15 protein-coding genes and 1 tRNA gene are annotated in these 19781 nt (G+C 42.6%); 11 read left to right on the forward strand and 5 right to left on the reverse strand.

Annotated elements, in window-relative coordinates; all coding sequences use genetic code 11:
* Positions 1-61: 61 nt before the first annotated feature.
* Positions 62-3661: a CotH kinase family protein gene (locus ACYQ0H_RS01750; protein ID WP_459811106.1), complete on the reverse strand. Its 3600-nt coding sequence runs from the start codon at positions 3659-3661 to the stop codon at positions 62-64.
* 315 nt (positions 3662-3976) lie between these two features.
* Positions 3977-4837 carry a hypothetical protein gene (locus ACYQ0H_RS01755; RefSeq protein WP_459811107.1) on the reverse strand — a complete coding sequence of 287 codons (861 nt, stop codon included), beginning with the start codon at positions 4835-4837 and terminating at the stop codon, positions 3977-3979.
* A gap of 461 nt (positions 4838-5298) precedes the next feature.
* Here ACYQ0H_RS01755 and ACYQ0H_RS01760 point away from each other — a divergent pair, with 461 nt between their 5' ends.
* The 9 genes from ACYQ0H_RS01760 (at position 5299) to ACYQ0H_RS01800 (ending at position 15435) form a co-directional block, all read left to right on the forward strand.
* The gene (locus tag ACYQ0H_RS01760) at positions 5299-6246 is read left to right on the forward strand and encodes an MraY family glycosyltransferase (protein WP_459811108.1); all 948 of its coding nucleotides are present in this window, start codon (positions 5299-5301) and stop codon (positions 6244-6246) included.
* 122 nt (positions 6247-6368) lie between these two features.
* Entirely contained in the window at positions 6369-7430 is a 1062-nt protein-coding gene (locus ACYQ0H_RS01765; RefSeq protein ID WP_459811109.1) for a lysylphosphatidylglycerol synthase transmembrane domain-containing protein, read from the forward strand.
* A gap of 43 nt (positions 7431-7473) precedes the next feature.
* Positions 7474-8103 carry a CDP-alcohol phosphatidyltransferase family protein gene (locus ACYQ0H_RS01770; RefSeq protein ID WP_459811110.1) on the forward strand — a complete coding sequence of 210 codons (630 nt, stop codon included), beginning with the start codon at positions 7474-7476 and terminating at the stop codon, positions 8101-8103.
* A gap of 18 nt (positions 8104-8121) precedes the next feature.
* Positions 8122-8991 carry a phosphatidylserine decarboxylase gene (locus ACYQ0H_RS01775; RefSeq protein ID WP_459811111.1) on the forward strand — a complete coding sequence of 290 codons (870 nt, stop codon included), beginning with the start codon at positions 8122-8124 and terminating at the stop codon, positions 8989-8991.
* Between the two features lie 29 nt (positions 8992-9020).
* Positions 9021-10982, forward strand: coding sequence for a type I pullulanase (gene pulA / locus ACYQ0H_RS01780; protein WP_459811112.1), 1962 nt, complete (start codon positions 9021-9023; stop codon positions 10980-10982).
* A 589-nt stretch (positions 10983-11571) separates the two neighbouring features.
* Complete coding sequence (locus ACYQ0H_RS01785) at positions 11572-12123, forward strand: RNA polymerase sigma factor (protein WP_459811113.1); 552 nt, start codon at positions 11572-11574, stop codon at positions 12121-12123.
* Positions 12120-12959, forward strand: coding sequence for a hypothetical protein (locus ACYQ0H_RS01790; RefSeq protein WP_459811114.1), 840 nt, complete (start codon positions 12120-12122; stop codon positions 12957-12959). Before ACYQ0H_RS01785 ends, ACYQ0H_RS01790 begins: the two co-directional genes overlap by 4 nt.
* Positions 12956-13633 (forward strand): hypothetical protein, encoded by a 678-nt coding sequence (locus tag ACYQ0H_RS01795; RefSeq protein ID WP_459811115.1) that lies wholly within the window; start codon positions 12956-12958, stop codon positions 13631-13633. The genes ACYQ0H_RS01790 and ACYQ0H_RS01795 overlap by 4 nt, the downstream gene beginning before the upstream one ends.
* A 167-nt stretch (positions 13634-13800) precedes the next feature.
* Positions 13801-15435 carry a vWA domain-containing protein gene (locus tag ACYQ0H_RS01800; protein WP_459811116.1) on the forward strand — a complete coding sequence of 545 codons (1635 nt, stop codon included), beginning with the start codon at positions 13801-13803 and terminating at the stop codon, positions 15433-15435.
* Between the two features lie 77 nt (positions 15436-15512).
* On the opposite strand, the gene ACYQ0H_RS01805 is transcribed toward ACYQ0H_RS01800, so the two are convergent.
* The 3 genes from ACYQ0H_RS01805 to ACYQ0H_RS01815 all read right to left on the reverse strand — a co-directional run bounded on the left by ACYQ0H_RS01805 (position 15513) and on the right by ACYQ0H_RS01815 (position 17688).
* Positions 15513-16706: a hypothetical protein gene (locus ACYQ0H_RS01805; protein ID WP_459811117.1), complete on the reverse strand. Its 1194-nt coding sequence runs from the start codon at positions 16704-16706 to the stop codon at positions 15513-15515.
* Complete coding sequence (locus ACYQ0H_RS01810; protein ID WP_459811230.1) at positions 16699-17196, reverse strand: RNA polymerase sigma factor; 498 nt, start codon at positions 17194-17196, stop codon at positions 16699-16701. Before ACYQ0H_RS01810 ends, ACYQ0H_RS01805 begins: the two co-directional genes overlap by 8 nt.
* A gap of 415 nt (positions 17197-17611) precedes the next feature.
* Positions 17612-17688 (reverse strand) — tRNA-Met (locus tag ACYQ0H_RS01815).
* Positions 17689-17954: 266 nt separating this feature from the next.
* Here ACYQ0H_RS01815 and ACYQ0H_RS01820 point away from each other — a divergent pair.
* Positions 17955-19232, forward strand: coding sequence for an amidohydrolase (locus ACYQ0H_RS01820; RefSeq protein WP_459811118.1), 1278 nt, complete (start codon positions 17955-17957; stop codon positions 19230-19232).
* Positions 19229-19732 carry a DinB family protein gene (locus ACYQ0H_RS01825; protein WP_459811119.1) on the forward strand — a complete coding sequence of 168 codons (504 nt, stop codon included), beginning with the start codon at positions 19229-19231 and terminating at the stop codon, positions 19730-19732. The genes ACYQ0H_RS01820 and ACYQ0H_RS01825 overlap by 4 nt, the downstream gene beginning before the upstream one ends.
* Positions 19733-19781: the final 49 nt, after the last annotated feature.

Here is a 19781-nt window from a genome sequence, read left to right on the forward strand (position 1 = left end):
TTAGCGATTGTTTAATGCTTTATAACTATTGCCTTAAACCGTTTCCAATATGCGTATATGACTACTTTGCCTTTACTGCAACAGTTGATGAATAATCGCTGTAAAGCTTCTTGCCGTTTACGGTCTTAAATGAGCGTATCTTGAAGTAATAGGTTTTTCCTTTGGTAAGTCCGCTTTTTTTATAGCTTGTAATTTTGTTGGGATTAGGATATTTGATCGCAGTGTATTTGCCGTTTTTTGAAGCAGACATTACTATCTGATAGCCCTCCGAATCCGTACATCTTGTCCAGCTTAAAGCGGCGCTTTTCGTTCCGGCAGTTCCCTTTAGAACAGGTGTAACGGTTTTTGTAGCCGTTATATATCTTCCGCAGGTTCCGACAACTCCGTTGGTCTTGGCTCTTACCTTGTAGTCGCAAAGCTGACCTGACTTCATACCGGTTTCCTTGTACTCCAGAGCCTTTACCTCTGCAAGCAGCTTGTATTCACCGTTTGACTGCTTCTTGTATACCTGATATTTATCCGCTCCCTTTACGGCATTCCATTTGATCCTTACGCTTTTTACAGAGCGGGAGCAGGTCAGTCCGGTAACTGTTGCCGGCTTGATCTTAAATTGAATCGTTTTGATCCCGCCGTAATTTCCCTTGCCGGTAATTCTAACCGTAGCCGTGCCGATCGCTGTATTGTTAGTATAGCTTACCGTATAGTCTGTTCCGGCTTTAAGAACAGTCGAGCCGTATTTTACGGTTATCGGCTGAGTGATCGCTTTTCCGGTATAGACCTTAGTTCCGATTCCGGAAACCGTGCAGGAGGGAATACTCTTTTTCCATTTTGCATAAAGGTAAATGGTTTTATTTGCTGACGAAGAAAGATTATTTACCGTTTGCTTATCGGCATAGCTTATATCAGCTGCGGACGATTTTGCCCAGCCTGTGAAAATATATCCGCTTCGTGTAAACCTGCACGCCGTTAAGGCCTGTGCCTTGCCGTATGTAAAGCTCTGCGTGTAGCTTGAACCTGTTCCTCCGTTGGGAGTAAACTTGACAGTGTATTTAATACCCGTATAAACTGCGTTTACTGTAATATCGGATCTGATATTTGTTAGCGGTTTATCCCAAGAAAGCGTATATCCGGTTCTTTCAAACAATCCGGACGGAGCGGAAGCTGTTCCGCCGTCCTGTACAAAGGAAGTGTAGGTCTTTGTTCCGTATTTGAACGTAACTGTATGGATATTGCTTTCGCCTTCCTTGTCAAATACGGCCTGTATATTCGTATTACCTGAAAGTGAAATGCTTATAGTTTTGCTCTGAGAGGAAATTCCTCCTGACCAGCCTTTGAAAATATATCCCTCTTTAGGCTCGGCGGTAAGGGTAATTTTATAATCAGTAAAATATTTTCCGCTGAATCCCTTTGAAAGATCGAGCTGTGACGTATTTAATTTAACTGTTCCGCCGTCTGAATTAACTGCGGTAACATTTACGCTGACTGCGCTGCCGAGTCCCAGAGAATTTTTCATCATAGTTGGAACATATGACGGGCGGTTTTTAAGGAATGTCACCATCCTGTTATAGCACGGCGTCGAAGCGTTGCCGACATTTGCCCATGACGGAAAACGGCTGAAGTATTTTGTCAGCTCTGGGAAATAAGCGTCGTAGAACGGCTTCATAAGCTCCTGACAGCGGCTCCAGTTATAGTTTACATTCATCTGATCCATCATTGATGTAACAAACTTTTCCTTAAAGCTGCTGTTTTTCATAAGTGAATTGAAGATAACGGGAAGAAAATCACTCTTATTATTCATTATTTTCTGAAGATTATTAATATTGTATTTGGTAGAGGAATTGCCGTAATGATCTACTCCCATTTCAGTATCGTAATACAGCATTCTCCATCTTCCGTCCGAGTAAGGGTTGCTTTCGTCGGTATTCCTTACTCTCCACATAGCGTAGTTGTTTCCAGGCCAGTCCTCGTTGATTATATAGATCTCGGTCGCCATATAGTCTATAAAGCTGTCTATATCGAGCATTTGGCTTATCTTTTCATAATTTGCGGCATTTGACATATTGTTGTTTTTTGCAAAATTATACAGTTCATCGGCATAAACGATATCTTCTTCAAAACCTTCGTCTATTTCTCCCTTTTTATAAACTATTACCTCGTCCTTATCGACGTCGTAGTTTTCTTCAAAGTAAGAATCGTCATAGTCCTCCTGAAGTGTGTAAAGTCCCCAGTATTCGCCGTCAATAAACAGAACGCAGGGCCGTCCTGCCTGAGTATCGAAGCTTCTGTCTGATACCAGCGACTGAAGATAGCTGTCCTTGAACTTGGTATAATCACAGTCGTTTCCGCCGTTTCTTATAACAAGCTTCTTAAACTTTTTTACAGCTTCTCCTGAACCGTTTTCCTTAGTCAGTCCTTTGAAAAATTCATATTTGAAATTTTTCTCTCCGTATTCGTCACGGGCGTAGAATCTAAAGGATTTCTGATATGAGGCACGGGAGTATGCACCCTGGGTTCTCATTCCACAGTCCTGAGATAGGGCAAGCGTTCCGTCAGGTTCAAAAAAGTCTATATGACATTCTCTTTCCCATTCACGTCCCCGCTGGTTGTAGTTTGCTTCGGGATTATCCCAGTCGACGTTTCCGCCCTTAATATAATCGTAATAGGTCTTTCCCTTGATATATATTCCCGTATCATAATCAAAAAGGTTAGCGGTATCCGTAGTAACGGAGATGATCGGCAGGTTATTGTGGTTTTTACTTGAAACTCCTACGAAATAAGACTTTGTTACTGTATCGCTGTATTTTCCGGCGCTGCTGAGAGTACAGGCTCTGATGACTGTACCCTTGTCCACTGCGCTGTTTGACGGAAAGCTGTTTGAATTGTTCCAAGGGGTTATTTCAGAAACCTTTACAAACGTTGCAAGTATCGCCTGTTCGGAAGAACGGTTTTTAACTGTTATTTCAGATGTGTATTCTTTTCGTGTCGAGCTTGTAGCCGGATCGCTTCCGTCCGTTGTATAATAGATGGTATTGCCTTCGTCGGTTGATAATGAAAGTCCGAACTGACTGCTGTACATTCCGCTTTCCGCACTGAACTCCGGTGCGTTGCAGGGAACGGCTGACTCAGCGTCATTGTTTGAAGCTCCCGGTGTAGGGTATACCACAGCAAGGTTATCAGTAGCGTCCGGCTGTCTTGCATAGCAGGTGTCCTTTGCCAGCGCAGGCACTTGCACGGTATCTATATCCTTCGATCCGTTGTTAAGCGCAAGAGTAACTCCGTCACCGGAAAGATTATACCCTGCATTCGGGTAGCTGCTGTCGCCGGCATACTTTTTGCAGCAGAAAACAATTTTATATTCTCCCGCCGCTACAGTTACATCTCCGAACGAATACTCGCTTGAATCGTCTTTAATAAGCTTCCAGCCGGAAAGGTTCACATCGCTGGCGGAGGGGTTGTAAAGCTCGATCCAATCGCAGTATTCGCCGCTTGTATCAGCAGCGTAGGTAATGTTTCCGTTTTCTCCGTTATTTCCCGTACAGACCTCGTTTATATAAAGAACGGAATCTTCTGCTGAAACAGAAGCCGATCCCCACGAGGCGGCAGTCGATACCGTTAAGGCTGCGGCCGCCGCAAAGGAAAGCAATCGTTTATATGATTTCATATTTTTATATCCTCCTGTCAATATACACTAGCCTGAATAACTTCGCTTATATTTAAATTATAGCACTTGGTTCAAGGAAGGTCAATAAAATAAGGGCGTTTTTAGATATATTCATCAGTCTGCATAATTGGCGGTGCTTATGTATGGTAAAAACGACGGCACGCAAACGTTTAATTTAATATTTTTATACCATTTTCGTTCCAGTTATTAAATTACAGCCGGACAATAAAAATCCGCAATACAAATAATATGATAAATGCGTATAAAAAATCCGACCTTGCGAACAAAGCCGGATTATGTGCATTTATTTGAAAATTATTCAGCTGCAGCTTCCTTGTCAAGACCGGAGATCTTAAAGGTTACTGAAAGCTCCTTCTCAAAGGAAAGTGCCATTGGGTCAATAGGAGGATCCTTAACGGTATCGCCGTAGGAGTTGTAGATCTCAATTCTGTAGCAGTTGTTGTTATCCTCGATATTTCCGTAAACTATCTTTGAAGGATCAAATTCAACTTCCTTGCCGTCAGCCTTTATAGAAGTTACTTCGCAGGTGATCTCCTGTCCGGTATAAGCTCCTGGAGCGTCCTTCTTTGTAAGAGGATCGCCTTCCTTGAGCTTATTCTTCTTGATAGCTTCGCCCTTGTAGTTTGTAGTACCGTCTACGATACCCATAATATCAACACAGAATACGGATACGCCGTTGCTTGCAAACAGTTCTCCGGTATCCTCATTAATAAGAGCGCCTTCATTAGGAGCGTCGTCTGTTCCTAGAATAGTATTCTTATTAATAGAAACGGTATATTCACCGTCACCTGTTACGTCAGCGTCAACACCATACGAAGGAGTCTCGGCATCTGCGTCGTTAGCCATATTCATATTGCGCCAGAACCATTCGCTGTCTGCAAACATAAGCATAGCATCGTGACCCTTGAATTCGGTTACGACTCCGGGATATTCTTCTTCGTCGGCTTCGCTTGAGTCTGCAGCAGCTGACTCAGCGGCGGACTCAGCTTCAGATTCGGCAGCCGAATCTGCTGTGCTCTCTGCTGCTGCAGCTGAAGAAGCATTATCAGCCTTTGAGCTAGAAGACGAAGACTCGTCCTTATCTCCGCAAGAAGCGAGCATTGCTGTGGTCATTGAAAGTGCGCATACTATTGCGGCAATCTTTTTAACACTCATTTTAATTTCCTCCCAGTAAGTAAGTTTGAAATTACGGCTTAAAGCCGTTTTGATTTTACCCATTTTACTCAGCAACAAATTATTTTTCTTTATTGCTAAATATAATGATACATAATTTTCGGAAACTTTTCAAGATACTATTTAACCAAATTATCATATGATAAATCGTTTACATTGCACAAAAATGTGTGCAGAATTCACAATTAAACGTTAAATAATTTGCAGAAATTAATATTATATGTCTATTTAACGAAAACAACACACAGCAGTTTTCGTTATCAAAGCGGTCCAAACAATATTATCCTGAAAATTTTGTGCAAAATGCCATAGGTTTGTGTTTGCATTTTTAATTTATATGTTGTATAATTATATAGTATAACTGTTCGCATGGAATAGTCTGCGGCGGTAAAACTGCGCAGGAAAAGGATTTTTTGCACAACTGAAAGGATTGATCAATTTTTATGCTGATAAATCTTATTGACGGCTCCGGTTTTTATAAGACTGCAATGCTTATAACGGTACTCGGCACTTTTTTTATAGCCTTATTTGCTCTTAAATATTTTATGCGCGTGCTTCCCAAGGATCAGGGCAGGCAGTTTGCGGTAAACGGCGCACTTTCAGAGGGAAAACCCAGAGGAGCGGGAGTTATTCTCATAACCGCATTTACTCTGTGTACGGCTCTTTTTGTACCTCTGAACACTGAGCTGCTTTTATATCTTGTACTTATTTATGCCGCAATGCTTACAGGCTTTCTGGATGACGCCGCCGAGAAGCCGTGGGGAGAGCTTAAAAAGGGTATTCTTGATTTCATGATCGCAGTCGGTATCTCAGCCGATTATATATACCATAACGGGACGGAAATAAGTATATTCGGGCACAGCTTCGAGCTTCCGGTAATTGTTTTCGGTATACTTGGAGTAATTCTCGTATGGGCAAGTATAAATGTAACCAACTGCTCTGACGGAGTAGACGGCTTATGCGGTTCTCTTTTCTGCGTTTCGCTTTATTCGTTTATGGCGGTATCTGTAGGTTCGGGCTTCAGGCTTGTCTGCGTAGTAATGCTTTCGGCTGCTTTTGCCTATCTCTGGTTCAACTGTTCGCCCAGCAAGTTGCTTATGGGCGATGCCGGCTCTAGGGCAATGGGCGTTTTTCTTGCTGTCTGCGCTTTAAAGACAGGCAGACCTCTGCTCTTTATCCCGTTATGTATCGTTCTGATAATTGACGGAGGGCTGGGACTTATGAAGCTTTCCTTCAGGCGTTTTCTAGGAATGAAAAGGTTTATGGAAAATATCAGGACTCCGCTCCACGATCACATGAGAAAAAACAAGGGCTGGTCCGATACCCAGGTAGTATTCAGATTTACTATCGTCCAGATAATTGTTTCACTTGCTGCGCTGTATTTTTTCTAAAGATTTATTTAAGATAAATATCTGATTTTTATTTTTATATTCAGTTTATAATTATGTGTGAAAAGCAAAGGAATAAGCCGCTGCGGCTGGTGCTGCACGGTTAACGAAACGGAGGTAAAAGGTTGAAGAAAACCCTGAGCTATGCTCTTAATATTCTATTTATCGCAGTTATAGGCTTTCTTACCTTCAGACTGCTGTTCGGCGATACCGACTTGAAAATAATACTTGCCGATCTTCACCGTGCGGATAAGAAGTGGCTTGCGGCGGGAGTACTGTGCGTATTCCTGTTTGTCAGCGGTGAATCGGTGATTTTCAAATATATGCTTACAATGTTCGGCGACAGAACTCCGTTTTACAGATGCCTGAAATACAGCTTTATAGGCTTTTTCTACAGCTGTATCACTCCGTCGTCATCGGGAGGGCAGCCGGCTCAGGTCTTTTACATGAAAAAGGACGGGATAAAGATTGGTTTTTCGTCGCTTATAATGCTTGTTGTTACGGTCGCATACAAGGCGGTTCTTGTTATATTCGGGGTATTGTTCTTTATTTTCAGGCACAGCTTTGTTGTGGAACATGTGGGAAGCTGGATGTGGCTTCTTATAATAGGCTTTATTCTGAATCTTGCGTATATCGGAGGATTGGTATTTATCTTTTTCAGACCGATGTGGGCAAGGTCGGCAGGTATAAAAATTATCAATTTCCTTTGCAGGATACATTTTCTCAAACAGAAAAACAATGAGAAGTATTTGAACAAAATAGACCGTGTCTGTGATAACTATATTAAGGGCGCAGAATATATCAAGAATAACGTAAGGGCGATAGTCAATATATTTCTAATAACTGCGGTGCAGAGACTTTTTCTGCTGACAGTAACGTATGTTGTTTATAGATCCTACGGCTTATCGGGAACGGGTTTTATAGGAATAATAGCCATACAGACAATGATCTCGATCACTGTTGAAATGCTGCCTCTTCCGGGAGCTGCCGGTATAACGGAGGCTTGCTTTATCGTAATGTTCAGCGGGATCTTTTCCGACGGATATGTGCGCTCGGGAATGCTGCTGAGCAGAGGTCTTAGCTTTTACTGCCTGCTAATTATGAGTGCGGCAGTTACGTTTGCGGCTCATATTCTATGTATGCGAAAGAGCGCCGCAGAGGAACATGAAAAGGACGGGAACAGGTAAAAGGATACGGCATTTATGCCTGAAAAAATAAGGAGTTTTAAAAATGATTGGTTTCTATAATTATTCCGTAATTCTGACGTATATAGGACTTGCGTCGTCGGTTTTCGGTATAACGCAGGTTTTTGAGGGACATGAATCCATAGCGTTTCTATGTCTGCTGCTGTCAGGTATATGCGACCTGTTCGACGGAAAGATAGCACGGTCAATGAAAAACAGAACAGATCATGAAAAGGTATTCGGGATCCAGATAGATTCGCTCTGCGATCTTGTATGCTTCGGAGTTTTTCCGGCAGTGATAGGCTATCATTACGGCTTTAACAACGGACTCGGACTTCTGTCGGCAGTTATGATCGTTCTGGGCGCTGTAATCAGACTTGGCTACTTCAATGTAATGGAGGAGGAGCGTCAGCGTCAGACAAGCGAGCTTAGAAAGCAGTACCAGGGGCTTCCGGTAACGACCGTAGCTATAATTCTTCCGCTGCTTTATCTGGGCAGGCAGAATATTCCCCACAGATATTTTCCGTACGTTTTTCAGGGCTTCATGATACTTATATCTATACTTTTTGTACTTAATATAAACGTTAAAAAGCTGTCCCTTAAGGGTATACTTATTTTGTTTACAATGGGAGCTATAATTCTTATCGGGTATCTGAAATTCAACCATATAATATAGCCTGAGGAGGTCAAAGCTGTGAAATACCGCGACAGACACGGAAACGAGTATGAAAAAACAACGAAGCAGGACAAGTTTCTTGCAGACGCTTATTCGTCGGCTTTAGGCAGGGCGCTTATGAAGTTTCTGGCGCTTCCGATATTCTCAAAATGTTCAAGGGTTATACTTTCAAGCAGGCTTTCGGCAGGTGCGGCGATTACCTTTGCCGAGAAAAACAATATTGATATGGCTGAATACGAGGAGAGGATGTATTCGTCGTTCAATGACTTTTTTACAAGGAAGCTGAAGCCGGGGAAGCGTTGGATAACTCTTGACGATAACGTTCTTATTTCGCCCTGTGACGGAAAAGTCTCAGCCTATGAGATAACCAATTCAAGTATGTTTGTTGTAAAAAATTCGGTTTATACGGCAGCCTCGCTGCTGCGGGACAGCAGGCTGGCGGAAAGGTATAACGGAGGAACTGCGCTTATAATACGGCTTTCCGTTGACGACTATCACCGTTACAGCTACTGCGCTGACGGAATCAAAAGTCATAACAGGCATATAGAAGGAATGCTTTATACGGTAAATCCCGTTGTCAATCGGTATATTCCGGTATACAAGGAAAACTCCAGAGAATACTGTATGATAAGGACAGAGCGCTTCGGCGATATTATCCAGATGGAGGTCGGGGCAACAATGGTAGGAAAGATCACCAACTCTCACCCTGAAACCAAAACAGTTTCAAGGGGGGAGGAAAAGGGCTTTTTTGAATTCGGCGGCTCAACTGTAATACTTCTTCTGGAAAAAGGTAAGGTAAGCGTATGCGGAGATCTTATAAAGAATACAAAAGAGGGCTTTGAAACGAAGGTGAGGCTGGGTGAAGCCTTGGGAGTATCGGCTGAATAATTTAAATATATAAACAAGGGGCATGGCAGATGTACAATATAACAGATTACCGGCAGTTTGACAGGGATAACGCATATGACGGAGATGATCTTGGAGTTGTATTCCAAGACGGAAAGACCCAGTTCAGAACTTGGTCTCCTTTGGCTACGGCGGTATACCTTAATCTTTATACTGACGGGGACGGCGATAATCTGATAGAAACTCTGCCTATGGAACGCCATTGGCACGGAGTATGGTTCGTAGAGCTGCTCAGGATCGCCGAGGGCGTTTTTTATACCTACACATATGAATTTGACAACAGGGATAAATACGAAACTATAGATATATATGCCAAGGCCTGCGGCATTAACGGCAAGCGCGGCTGTATTCTTGATATGCATAAGACCGACCCTTACGGCTGGGACAGGGTTTCAAGGCCCCGCTGTGAAAGCATATGCGATGCGGTTATTTACGAATGTCATGTCAGGGATTTTTCAATTGACGAAACAAGCGGTATAGAATGGCAGGAGAGAGGAAAGTTTACTGCGTTTACACGCACAGGAACGAAGTACAAGGAGGCTTCTACCTGTCTTGATCATCTGAAGGAGCTTGGAATAACTCACGTTCAGCTGCTGCCGGTTTTTGATTATGCTACTGTCGATGAAAGCAAGCCGTATAAGGCACAGTATAACTGGGGTTACGATCCCCTGAATTATAACTGCCTGGAGGGATCTTATTCTTCCGATCCTGAGAATCCGGCAAAGCGAATAAGCGAGTTCAAGCAGCTTGTAATGGCTCTTCATAAAAACGGGATAGGCGTAATTATGGACGTTGTTTACAATCACACCTATTTTACCGAAAAATCTTCATTTCATAAAAGCTTTCCGTATTATTATCACCGTCTGAATAATAAGGGCGGATTTTCAAACGGCTCCGGCTGCGGCAACGAAACTGCGTCGGATCATATTATGTACAGAAAATTTATGATAAATTCGCTTAAATTTCTGGCGTCGGAATATAAGCTTGACGGCTTCCGCTTTGATCTTATGGGGCTGCACGATATTGAAACGGTCAATATGATCAGAGAGGAGCTTAATAAATTCGACCCTGCCCTGCTTATGTACGGGGAGGGCTGGACAGGAGGGGAATCTCCCATTTCGGCAGATAAGCTCGCTTACAAATGGAATTCCTATAAATTCGGAAGCGTCGGACTTTTCAATGACAATATACGGGACGCAGTTAAGGGAGGAACATTTAATCCTTATGACAAGGGCTTTGTAAACGGCAATGTAAACGCTGTATATACTCTTAAAAGAGGAATTGCCGGCTCTGTTCCTCATTGGCAGATAAATAACCTATCGCCTGAGGCATGCTGGGCGTTTGAGCCGTCGCAGGCGATAAATTACTGCGAGGCTCATGATAATCATACGCTATGGGATAAGCTTGCGATCTCGGCTAAGCACAATTCCAGAGACGATAGGATAAAAATGGATAAGCTTGCGGCGGCAGTAATAATTCTGGCGCAGGGAGTTCCGTTTTTACAGCTCGGTCAGGATTTTCTGCGCTCAAAGCCGAGGCTTCTTTCGGAGGGGGAACAGCCAGACGAAGTTAACATATACAGCCATGACAGCTATAATGCCCCCGATCATACAAATTCGGTAAAATGGAACGAAAAGCTGGAAAATATAGATGTATTCAATTATTATAAGGCGCTTATACGAGTAAGAAAAAACAATCCGCTTTTCAGGCTCAGGACAAAGGACGAGATAGGTAAATATCTTAAATTTCTCGATACCGGCGACGATAACTTTGTTGTTTTTAAGCTTGAAAATGATGAAACGTGTCTTATAGCGGCGTTTAATCCGTATCATGATAAAAGAAATCTTGTTCTGCCTGAGGGCAGATTCTATACCAGGCTGAACGAGCAGGGAAAAATGAATAAGTTCCCTATAAGGGGAAACGTAAATATTCCGCCGATATCGGCAATGGTATTTAAGGGAATAAAGGACTGAGGAGGCGGTTAAATTAAACAGCGGTAACGGTATAAATATTGCGGAGATATGCCATAAGGCGGTAAAGGTCGCTGCATCAGGGGGCTGGACGCTTGACTATACTCCCGACAGCATACTTTCCCTCGAACAGCTGCTTGACGGACAAAGCAGATATGCGGCGAGCGGGGAAGCAAGCGATAAATATATATGGAACGCAGCGGTAATTTTCGGCGTTTATCTGGGACAGGTACTGCTGCGGTGCAGGCTTGAAGAGTGCGGATATAGCTGGGCAGCCGAAGAGGATGGCGTCCCTTATCTGAAAAAAGACGAAAAAAATGCAGTGTATCCGATCAATAAGGTATTGAGGCGTATCAGAAACGGGCCTGAGGATAATGTCATATCCTTTTACGACGTTTCAATAGAGATAGCCGAGGACAGATTAAAGCCAGGAAGTAAATAATATCAGTATCATAGGCGGCTTGACCGCCTTTATTTATAAAAGCAGGAGTTTGTGTAAAATTTACAAAAAATAAAATTATATTTTGTGTATTATTGCCCAATAAATATGACAGGGGCAGATCGTATATAAAATATCGAAGGGTGTGAAGCTATGACCGATAAGGAATTCGATTTCAGAATGGAGCTGATTCTGAAAGGCGATACTGACGGACTCAGGGCTGTATATGAGGATTACGGAAAGTACATATACAAAACGTTCGTTAATATTGTCAGAAGTCCTCAGGACGCTGAGGATCTTACATCAGATTTCTTTTTGCGGCTTTGGCAGAAGGCTGAATACTACCGTATGGGAAACGGGCACAAGCGCTGGCTTGTAACTATCGCTCACAATATGGCGGCGGATTTCCTGAAAAAGAGAAACAGAACGGTTTTTGCGCTGGACGAAGAGGAAAACGGACTGAAAGAAAGTATTCCGGATAAGAAGCGCACTGACGAAACAGCTGAAAGTGTTATGTCCTTCGGTGAAGCAATGGATCTGCTTTCGGAACCGGAACGTGAGATAGTAAACCTTCATATAGGGCTTGAGCTTACGTTCAGAGAAATTTCAGAGATAATGCATAAGCCGTTAGGCTCCGTCACATGGAAATACAGCAGGGCGATACACAAGCTGAGAAAATTTGTGAAGGAGGGAGCGGCATTATGAACGAAAAAAACCTGAAACAACTTTACGATGAATATGTGGAGAATACTGCTCCCGATATGGAAAAATTATGGGGCAGGATAAAGGAAAGTACGGACAAGGAAACGGCGGAAAAAAGATATGATCCGCCAAAGGATATTAGATCGGATAAAAAGAGCGTCATAGAAACAGCGTCTCGCAGCAGGAGGAAAAAGCCGCTGAAATGGCTCTATGCGGCGGCTTGTATAGCTGTAATTGTTTTTGGGGTTAAAATATTCACAAACCCTGCCGCCGATATAAACATTCCATATAATTCCGGAGGAGAACAAAAGAAAATAGCAAAAACAAGCTTTCAGTCATTAAGCCTTGCATACAGCGGAGAAAAGAGCTATAAGGACTATGATTACAGCGGCGGCGATTACTTTGTTGAAAAAAGGGTTCTTGAGGAAACGGAGTTCTTTATTGACTGTACAGTTACCGAAGCAGATAAAAGGAGCGATTACTGCGAGTATACTTTAGCTGTCGGCAATGTGATCTGTCGGGGGAACAGCGAAAAACGGATAGCAAAGAAAATAAAGATAACGTCAAAGACCCCGTATCTGATGAATAAGGGCGGCAGCTATCTGCTGCCTATGAAGCAGGAGGGCAGTGAATACAGGATAGTATTTGAGAACGCTCCTCAGATAGAATTTACCGAGAACGGCGAGATCGTATTTCATAACGGCTGGTCGTCGCTTTCAGAGGATTCTGCGGAATGTATTTATCCTAAGGAAGGTATAGACGATTTTTACTACGACCGTATGAGAATTGCCTATACCGACAGTATCGGAGCTCTGATCGAGGAGTGGGAGAGTGTTTGAGGCGAATTACAGAAAAGGAGGACGACATTACGAAAAAGACAAACAGTATGCTTTTAAAGGCAGTGAGCTTATCTATTACAATTATCAATTCGGTAACGCTGACCTCGTGCGGTGATGTAAGTGACAGTTCTCGATCTGATGTTTCATTGCCGTTAGCAGATAGTTCATCTGTGAGCAATGTAAGTGCTCGTGAGTATTTTAAGCTGTCGGATAGAAATCCCGAGGATTATGAATTCTCCGGAACGGTAATGGTTTACGACAAACAAACTCACTCAGATATTCGCTATTCCGGCGAGATTTCAGATAATGGGACAATTGAAGACTTGTGGAATTTTATAACTGTAATTGAGAACCAGCAGCCCTGTGAATTTGACGGGAATAATTCGGTCGGAGGCGGCATTACAAATGCGGTCCTCACGCTGACGGATAAGCAGACGGGGGAGCAATATACGATTCGGGACGGTATATTTTATGAAAATCCAGCGGTGGATGGAGGCCCTGAGGTACTTATAATAAACGGAATATCTTACGGCGGCAATAATTATATTTGCTACAACAGAGTTTACGGAAACGACAATGAAAGCTTTGAAGACGATTTTACAGGGAATACGCTTTATACCATAATATGCGAGGGGATCGTTAAGGACGAAAAAATTATCAGTCAGGACGGTTAACGAACCTGAGCAGGTAAAAGCGCAGCGCTGTATATGTACTCGCTTCGGATCGTACGCTTTTTAAGATATACTCTCAGGGGGATAGGTTGAGAAAAATACTGACGAGTATGCGAAAAAATAATATATACAAAGCTTTATCATAATGACAATAAAGGGAGGACGGCACTATGAAAAACACAAAGAAAAATCTAATAAAGGCGTTAAGCATGACAACTGCGGTTTTTATGTCTGCGGGAATAATGACTTCATGCGGTGCAAAGGATTCGGCAAGCATGAACGGCGGAAATTACAGACCCTCAAACGATAATACCATTGATGGTCAAAGCGATAATTATTCAGAAGAATATTTGAATGAGCAGCCTAACGCTGAGGAATATGCAAAATATACGGAAAACGGATATAAGCTTGTTGCAGATTATCCGCTTTCAACCTTTTCAACTGACGTCGATACCGCTTCTTATGCAAATATCAGACGAATGCTGCTAAACGGAGAAACGGTAAACCCGGACGCAGTCAGGACAGAAGAGTTCATAAATTACTTCAATTACGATTATCCTCAGCCCTCGGGAGAAGATCCGGTTTCGATAACGACGGAGCTTTCCGACTGTCCGTGGAACAGTGAATCGAAGCTTATGCTTGTCGGATTAAAGGCGGAGGATATTGAGGTTACCGAAAGACCTCCTATGAATCTTGTATTTCTTATTGACGTAAGCGGCTCTATGATGGATCAAAACAAGCTGCCGCTGGTTCAGCAGGCGTTTGCAATGCTTGCGGAAAATCTTGATAAAAACGACCGAATTTCTATAGTTACTTACGCGGGTGAGGATAAGGTCGTTCTTGAGGGAGAAACAGGTGACAATTATACAAAGATAACCGACGCCTTGGGTTCGCTGGAGGCGGGTGGCTCTACCGCAGGCGAGGCGGGAATAAACAGAGCCTACAATATCGCTGAGGAGTATTTCATAGAAGGCGGAAACAACAGAGTTATTCTTGCAACGGACGGGGACCTTAACGTAGGAGTATCTTCTGCGGAGGAGCTTACGGCGCTGGTGGAGAAAAAGCGTGAAGGCGGAGTTTACCTGTCGGTCCTCGGCTTCGGAACCGGCAATCTTAAAGACGATAGGCTTGAAGCGCTTGCCGATAACGGAAACGGAAACTACTCGTATATAGATTCCCTCAGCGAGGCGGAAAAGGTGCTTGTGGCTGAAATGAGCGGAACGCTTTATACCGTTGCCAAGGACGTTAAGATACAGGTCGAATTCAATCCTCTTAACGTTGCGGCATACAGGCTTGTAGGCTATGAGAACCGCCTGCTTGAAGACGAGGATTTTACCGATGATAAAAAGGACGCCGGGGATATGGGAGCGGGTCACAGCGTTACCGCTCTTTATGAGATAATACCTGTTAAAGGAGTTCTTGGTTCGTCAGGTTCATCGGGAATAGAGCTTAAATATCAGAAAAACACTTCCTCAGCAGAGGTAAAGGATACAAAAGAAAGCGGCGCTGAAATTAATCAGAGCGGTGAGCTTCAGAAGGAGCTGCTTACGGTAAAACTAAGGTATAAGAGTCCCGAGAAAAATGATAGCCGTGAGATACAAAATGCAGTTAGGGTTGATTCCTATACCGAAGAAATGCCGTCGAATCTTGCGTTTGCAGCCTGTGCTGCCGAATTTGCAATGTATTTAAAGGGAAGCGAATATTCTGATATTAAACCTAATGAAATTCTGGATACACTTAATAAGTATGATCTTATTACAGATAAATACAGAGAGGAATTTGCAGATCTTGCAGCAAGGGCATAATTTATAATAACTGCCGGCAGCGCCGCATATCATGATAAGATATGCGGCGCTGCTTTGTTAATATAAAGAGAAATTTATTATTGAAGGTTAAAATCGCCGGACAGTCTGTCGATCATAATATCGGCGTTAGCTCCGACATAATAAGATGAGGTCTGTCCCATAAACCTGAATTGGATATATCCCGAGCGGCTCATTGAGATCGTACATTGCTGAGAATATGAATACGGATAGGACATTTCAAAATACAGCCCGTAGCTGCCTGAATTGTGTATATTTTCATATGCTGTATCGTTGTCGCACTTCTGAGCCGAGCCTGCAATACTCTCCAGATATCCGAGCATTGTAACTGCCTGCCGGTTCTTTTCGCAGTCAAATTCGGTATTAATCTCAGAGGAATATGACTGCGTCAGATCACCCATAGCCTGAATGCAGGATAAATTTTTTAGGCAAAGTGAACTTATATACCGGGAAAGAGTATCCTTGGGGAAGCCGCTGTTAAAATATGCATAGTAATCTGATGTACGGGTTTTCAGCCAGATAAGAGTATCGGAAGGAAGCGTAACGTCACTGTAAATATCAGCAGTCACAGATATATTTTCCGCCATTGCTGTTCCGGAACCGAGCTTTGTAATTCCGGTTTCTTCGGATGAAGAAATTAAAATATAATTATAAGTAGATCCGTTATAGTCTATTGCTGTGCATTGAGCAAGCTTATTTGCTTCGTCCTGATCAGCGTCAGAACTGCTGTAGTTTGCCGCACCTGAAACGTCGTCGGTCTTTGAAGATTCCTCTGTATCAGTCTTGCTGTCAGCTGCATTGACGGAGCTGCTGTCTGACGGAGCTTTGCTTTCTTCGGACTTCTTGTTATCGGTTTTGGAGTTTTCGCCGTTCGTTTCAGAGGTATTATCCTTAGAAGGCGCACCGGATGAACTGCTGCTCTGAGGATTCAGGCTGTTATTATTATCAATAACGAATCCTGCGGCAATACTGTCGGCGGAAGCTGCCGGATTTTTGACTATGCAGCCTGAATTACTGCCGCAGTCGGAAGCGGTGCTGCTTTCATAAACTTTTATTTTTCCGTCGGAACTCGCTCCGGGAATAAAAGTAACCGCTAAGATAAGTACCGCCGCTGCTGCCGCAGCATATGTAATATTAAGCCATACTCTGCTTTTTACCCGCGGCGCGCTGTTTATTTTTTCAAGAAGCTCATTTAAAACCTTATCGGAGGGCTTTAGTTGTTCTTTCATATTCTTAAAAAAGCTTTTATTCATAAAAATAATCTCCTTTCAGTTTAGTTTTCAGTATATTCCTTGCACGAGTCAGCTGCATTCTTACCGTTCCTTCGCGGATATGCAGAATCGAGCTTATTTCTTTTACGGATATATCTTCAAAATAATACAGGACTATTATTGTTCGGTATTTTTTAGGCAGATCTGATACGGCGTTGTATACGTCGTTTTCCTCCTTGGTATAGAACTGATATGAGCGGTCTGAAACTTCTTCCAACGGTGAGGTTTTTCTTCGCCAGGTACTCATTGTTATTCTTTTACAGTAATTAAGAGTGGTTTTTATTATCCATGCTTTACGGTGCTCTTCGCTTTCAAACGACGGGCGTTTTCTGCACATAGTTAAAAAAACCTCCTGAAAAACATCATCAGCGTCAGATCTGCTTTTTAATCTGGTCATAGCGATGCTGTAAACAGTGGATGAGTATTTATTTATAGTCTGCTCTATGTCTTCGTCCGTACGCAACGTCAACACTTCCAAGAGGTATCAGCCTCCTTTCATAATTAATACAAAGCAGGAGCCGAAAAAGCCACAGTTTATCAAAAAACAGTCGGGATATAATTTTGTAGAATCAGCATATCAGATTCCGTATGCTCTTTTTGTGCATTTTACTCAAACAAAATTATACTATATAATATAGTCAGTTCAAATTATAAAATAGCGTAACAGATCGGATATTTGCAGCAAGCATAAAAATACCTGTCATCGCAAAGTGATGACAGGTATCTCGATGTACTAAACAGTATTAAAATGGGTGAAAACTTTAGATCTCACTTAGCCGAGAGTACATTGTTATAGAAAAGGCATTTTTGATATAGTTCGATTCCCTTTATATTCTGTCAGAAAAAGTAAAAGAAGTCTATTTAATACAACAGACTTCTTTCGGCATTGGTTGCGGAGGCAGGATTTGAACCTACGACCTTCGGGTTATGAGCCCGACGAGCTACCGAACTGCTCCACTCCGCGATATTTTTATGTTCTCTGATTGAGTACTTATCTATTATATCATTATTATTGCCTGTTGTCAATACTTTTTTTCAAGTTTTCTTGAATTATTTAATGGAAATATATTCTGTTTTTATAGAAAATTATATTTGAAACCCTTAGAATATCTTGTATATGATAAAAAAGTGTGATATAATAACTTTAATCTTTGCATACGGAGGCTCAAGCTCCTGCGGTGCGGCAGAGCAAGCTCCCTTGCTTAAAATTATGAAATGAGGTAGAGGAAGATGATAAGGTTTAAAAACGGAAGAGTAATGGATATACAGGACGGTATCAGTATAGAGAATAAGGAGGTATGGGTCGAGGGAGATAAGATCGCTTTTGCCGGAGCTCCGTCAGACGAGCTGCTCAAAAACACCTTGTTTGAAAAGGAATACGATCTTGAAGGCAGCCTGCTTATGCCGTCCTTTAAAAATGCCCATACGCATTCGGCTATGACCTTTCTCCGTTCCTATGCGGACGACCTTCCGCTGCATGACTGGCTTTTCAAGCAGGTATTTCCCATGGAGGCAAAGCTGACCGATAAGGATGTTTACTGGTTTTCAAAGCTTGCGATTCTTGAATATCTTACCTCGGGAATAACCGCGTCCTTTGATATGTATTTTGAACCGGACGCTTATTTTAAGGCGAATACCGAATGCGGCTTCAGAACGGTTATGTGCGGAGCAATAAGCGGGGATAGGTCAAATGTGAAGCGTCTGGAGGAAAACTATAAGCGTTTTAACGGCGTAGATCCGCTTGTTTCATACCGTCTTGGCTTTCATGCCGAGTATACGGCGGAATATGAAATGCTTGAGGGGGTTGCCGAGCTTGCCGAAAAGTACAAGGCTCCCGTTTCGGTTCATAATTCGGAAACCGAAAAAGAGGTTGTTGAATGTATTCAGAAATATGAGAAAACTCCTACTGAGCTGTTTGACAGTCTGGGAATTTATAATTACGGCGGAGCGGGCTTTCACTGCGTTCATTTCAGTGATAACGATATGGCGATATTCAAGGAGCATGGAGTCTGGGCGGTTACCTGTCCCGGCTCAAATTCCAAGCTTGCCAGCGGAATAGCCCCGATATGCAGAATGCAGGATAAGGGTATAAATATAGCAATCGGAACAGACGGAGCGGCAAGTAACAACTGCCTTGATATGTTCAGGGAAATGTTCCTTATGACGGCTCTTCAGAAGATAGACAGAGCGGACGCTTCGGCTTGTCCGGCAGATACTGTGCTGAATGCGGCGGTAAAAGGTTCGGCTCTTGCAATGGGGCTTAACGACTGTACCGGACTTAACGTCGGAAATCAGGCGGATCTGATAGTTATAGATATGTCCCGGCCTAATATGCAGCCGGAAAACAATATTGTGAAAAATTTGGTTTACAGCGGTTCAAAGCAGAACGTTAAGCTTACAATGTGCGCAGGAAAAGTACTTTATGAAAACGGACGCTTCAGCGTAGGCGAAGATCCTAAGCGTATATATGCTCGGTGCAGAGAGCTTATGGAGGATATTAAGTCATGAACACTCTGTGTGAAATAATCAAACAGCAGGTAATTCCTAATTTTATTAACCTTGAAACTGTAATTAAAACCTACGACCGCAATGCGCTTATCTGCGAAAGTCCTGCGTGGCGGTATGTATATCATACAATACATTCAGCAGACAAGTGGTTTTTTGATCCTTTTAATTATAAAGAACCGTTTTTCCACGAAAACGGTATGGATAATCCTGATTATCCCTGCGATATAGTTTTATCAGATAATGAGCTTTTAAACTATTTGGAACAGGTTCGTCAGAAAACTATTACCTATATTGATTCCCTTAGCGATAAAATGCTGTGCGAAAAGCCGAAAAATTGTAAATACACCAGATTTGAGTTGGCGCTTGGTCAGTTCAGGCACATATCATTTCATACGGGTATGCTTAATGGTCTGACAATTGAAAAGACAGGAAGGTTTCCTGTATATGTAGGATTGGAAAGATCCACATATGAAAGATTGAAAAACGGTTTGTTTGAATAATAAGTCAATTAGCGTGAACTTAAAAAATGATCCCGTCAAGTTTAAGGCT

This window comes from Hominimerdicola intestinalis, assembly GCF_054655215.1.

Excerpts from the sequence above, each read along its gene's own strand:
- ACYQ0H_RS01750 (WP_459811106.1), bottom strand. The coding sequence starts at position 3,661 with ATGAAATCATATAAACGATTGCTTTCCTTTGCGGCGGCCGCAGCCTTA.
- ACYQ0H_RS01755 (WP_459811107.1), bottom strand. The coding sequence starts at position 4,837 with ATGAGTGTTAAAAAGATTGCCGCAATAGTATGCGCACTTTCAATGACC.
- ACYQ0H_RS01760 (WP_459811108.1), top strand. The coding sequence starts at position 5,299 with ATGCTGATAAATCTTATTGACGGCTCCGGTTTTTATAAGACTGCAATG.
- ACYQ0H_RS01770 (WP_459811110.1), top strand. The coding sequence starts at position 7,474 with ATGATTGGTTTCTATAATTATTCCGTAATTCTGACGTATATAGGACTT.
- pulA (WP_459811112.1), top strand. The coding sequence starts at position 9,021 with ATGTACAATATAACAGATTACCGGCAGTTTGACAGGGATAACGCATAT.
- ACYQ0H_RS01785 (WP_459811113.1), top strand. The coding sequence starts at position 11,572 with ATGACCGATAAGGAATTCGATTTCAGAATGGAGCTGATTCTGAAAGGC.
- ACYQ0H_RS01790 (WP_459811114.1), top strand. The coding sequence starts at position 12,120 with ATGAACGAAAAAAACCTGAAACAACTTTACGATGAATATGTGGAGAAT.
- ACYQ0H_RS01800 (WP_459811116.1), top strand. The coding sequence starts at position 13,801 with ATGAAAAACACAAAGAAAAATCTAATAAAGGCGTTAAGCATGACAACT.
- ACYQ0H_RS01805 (WP_459811117.1), bottom strand. The coding sequence starts at position 16,706 with ATGAATAAAAGCTTTTTTAAGAATATGAAAGAACAACTAAAGCCCTCC.
- ACYQ0H_RS01820 (WP_459811118.1), top strand. The coding sequence starts at position 17,955 with ATGATAAGGTTTAAAAACGGAAGAGTAATGGATATACAGGACGGTATC.
- ACYQ0H_RS01825 (WP_459811119.1), top strand. The coding sequence starts at position 19,229 with ATGAACACTCTGTGTGAAATAATCAAACAGCAGGTAATTCCTAATTTT.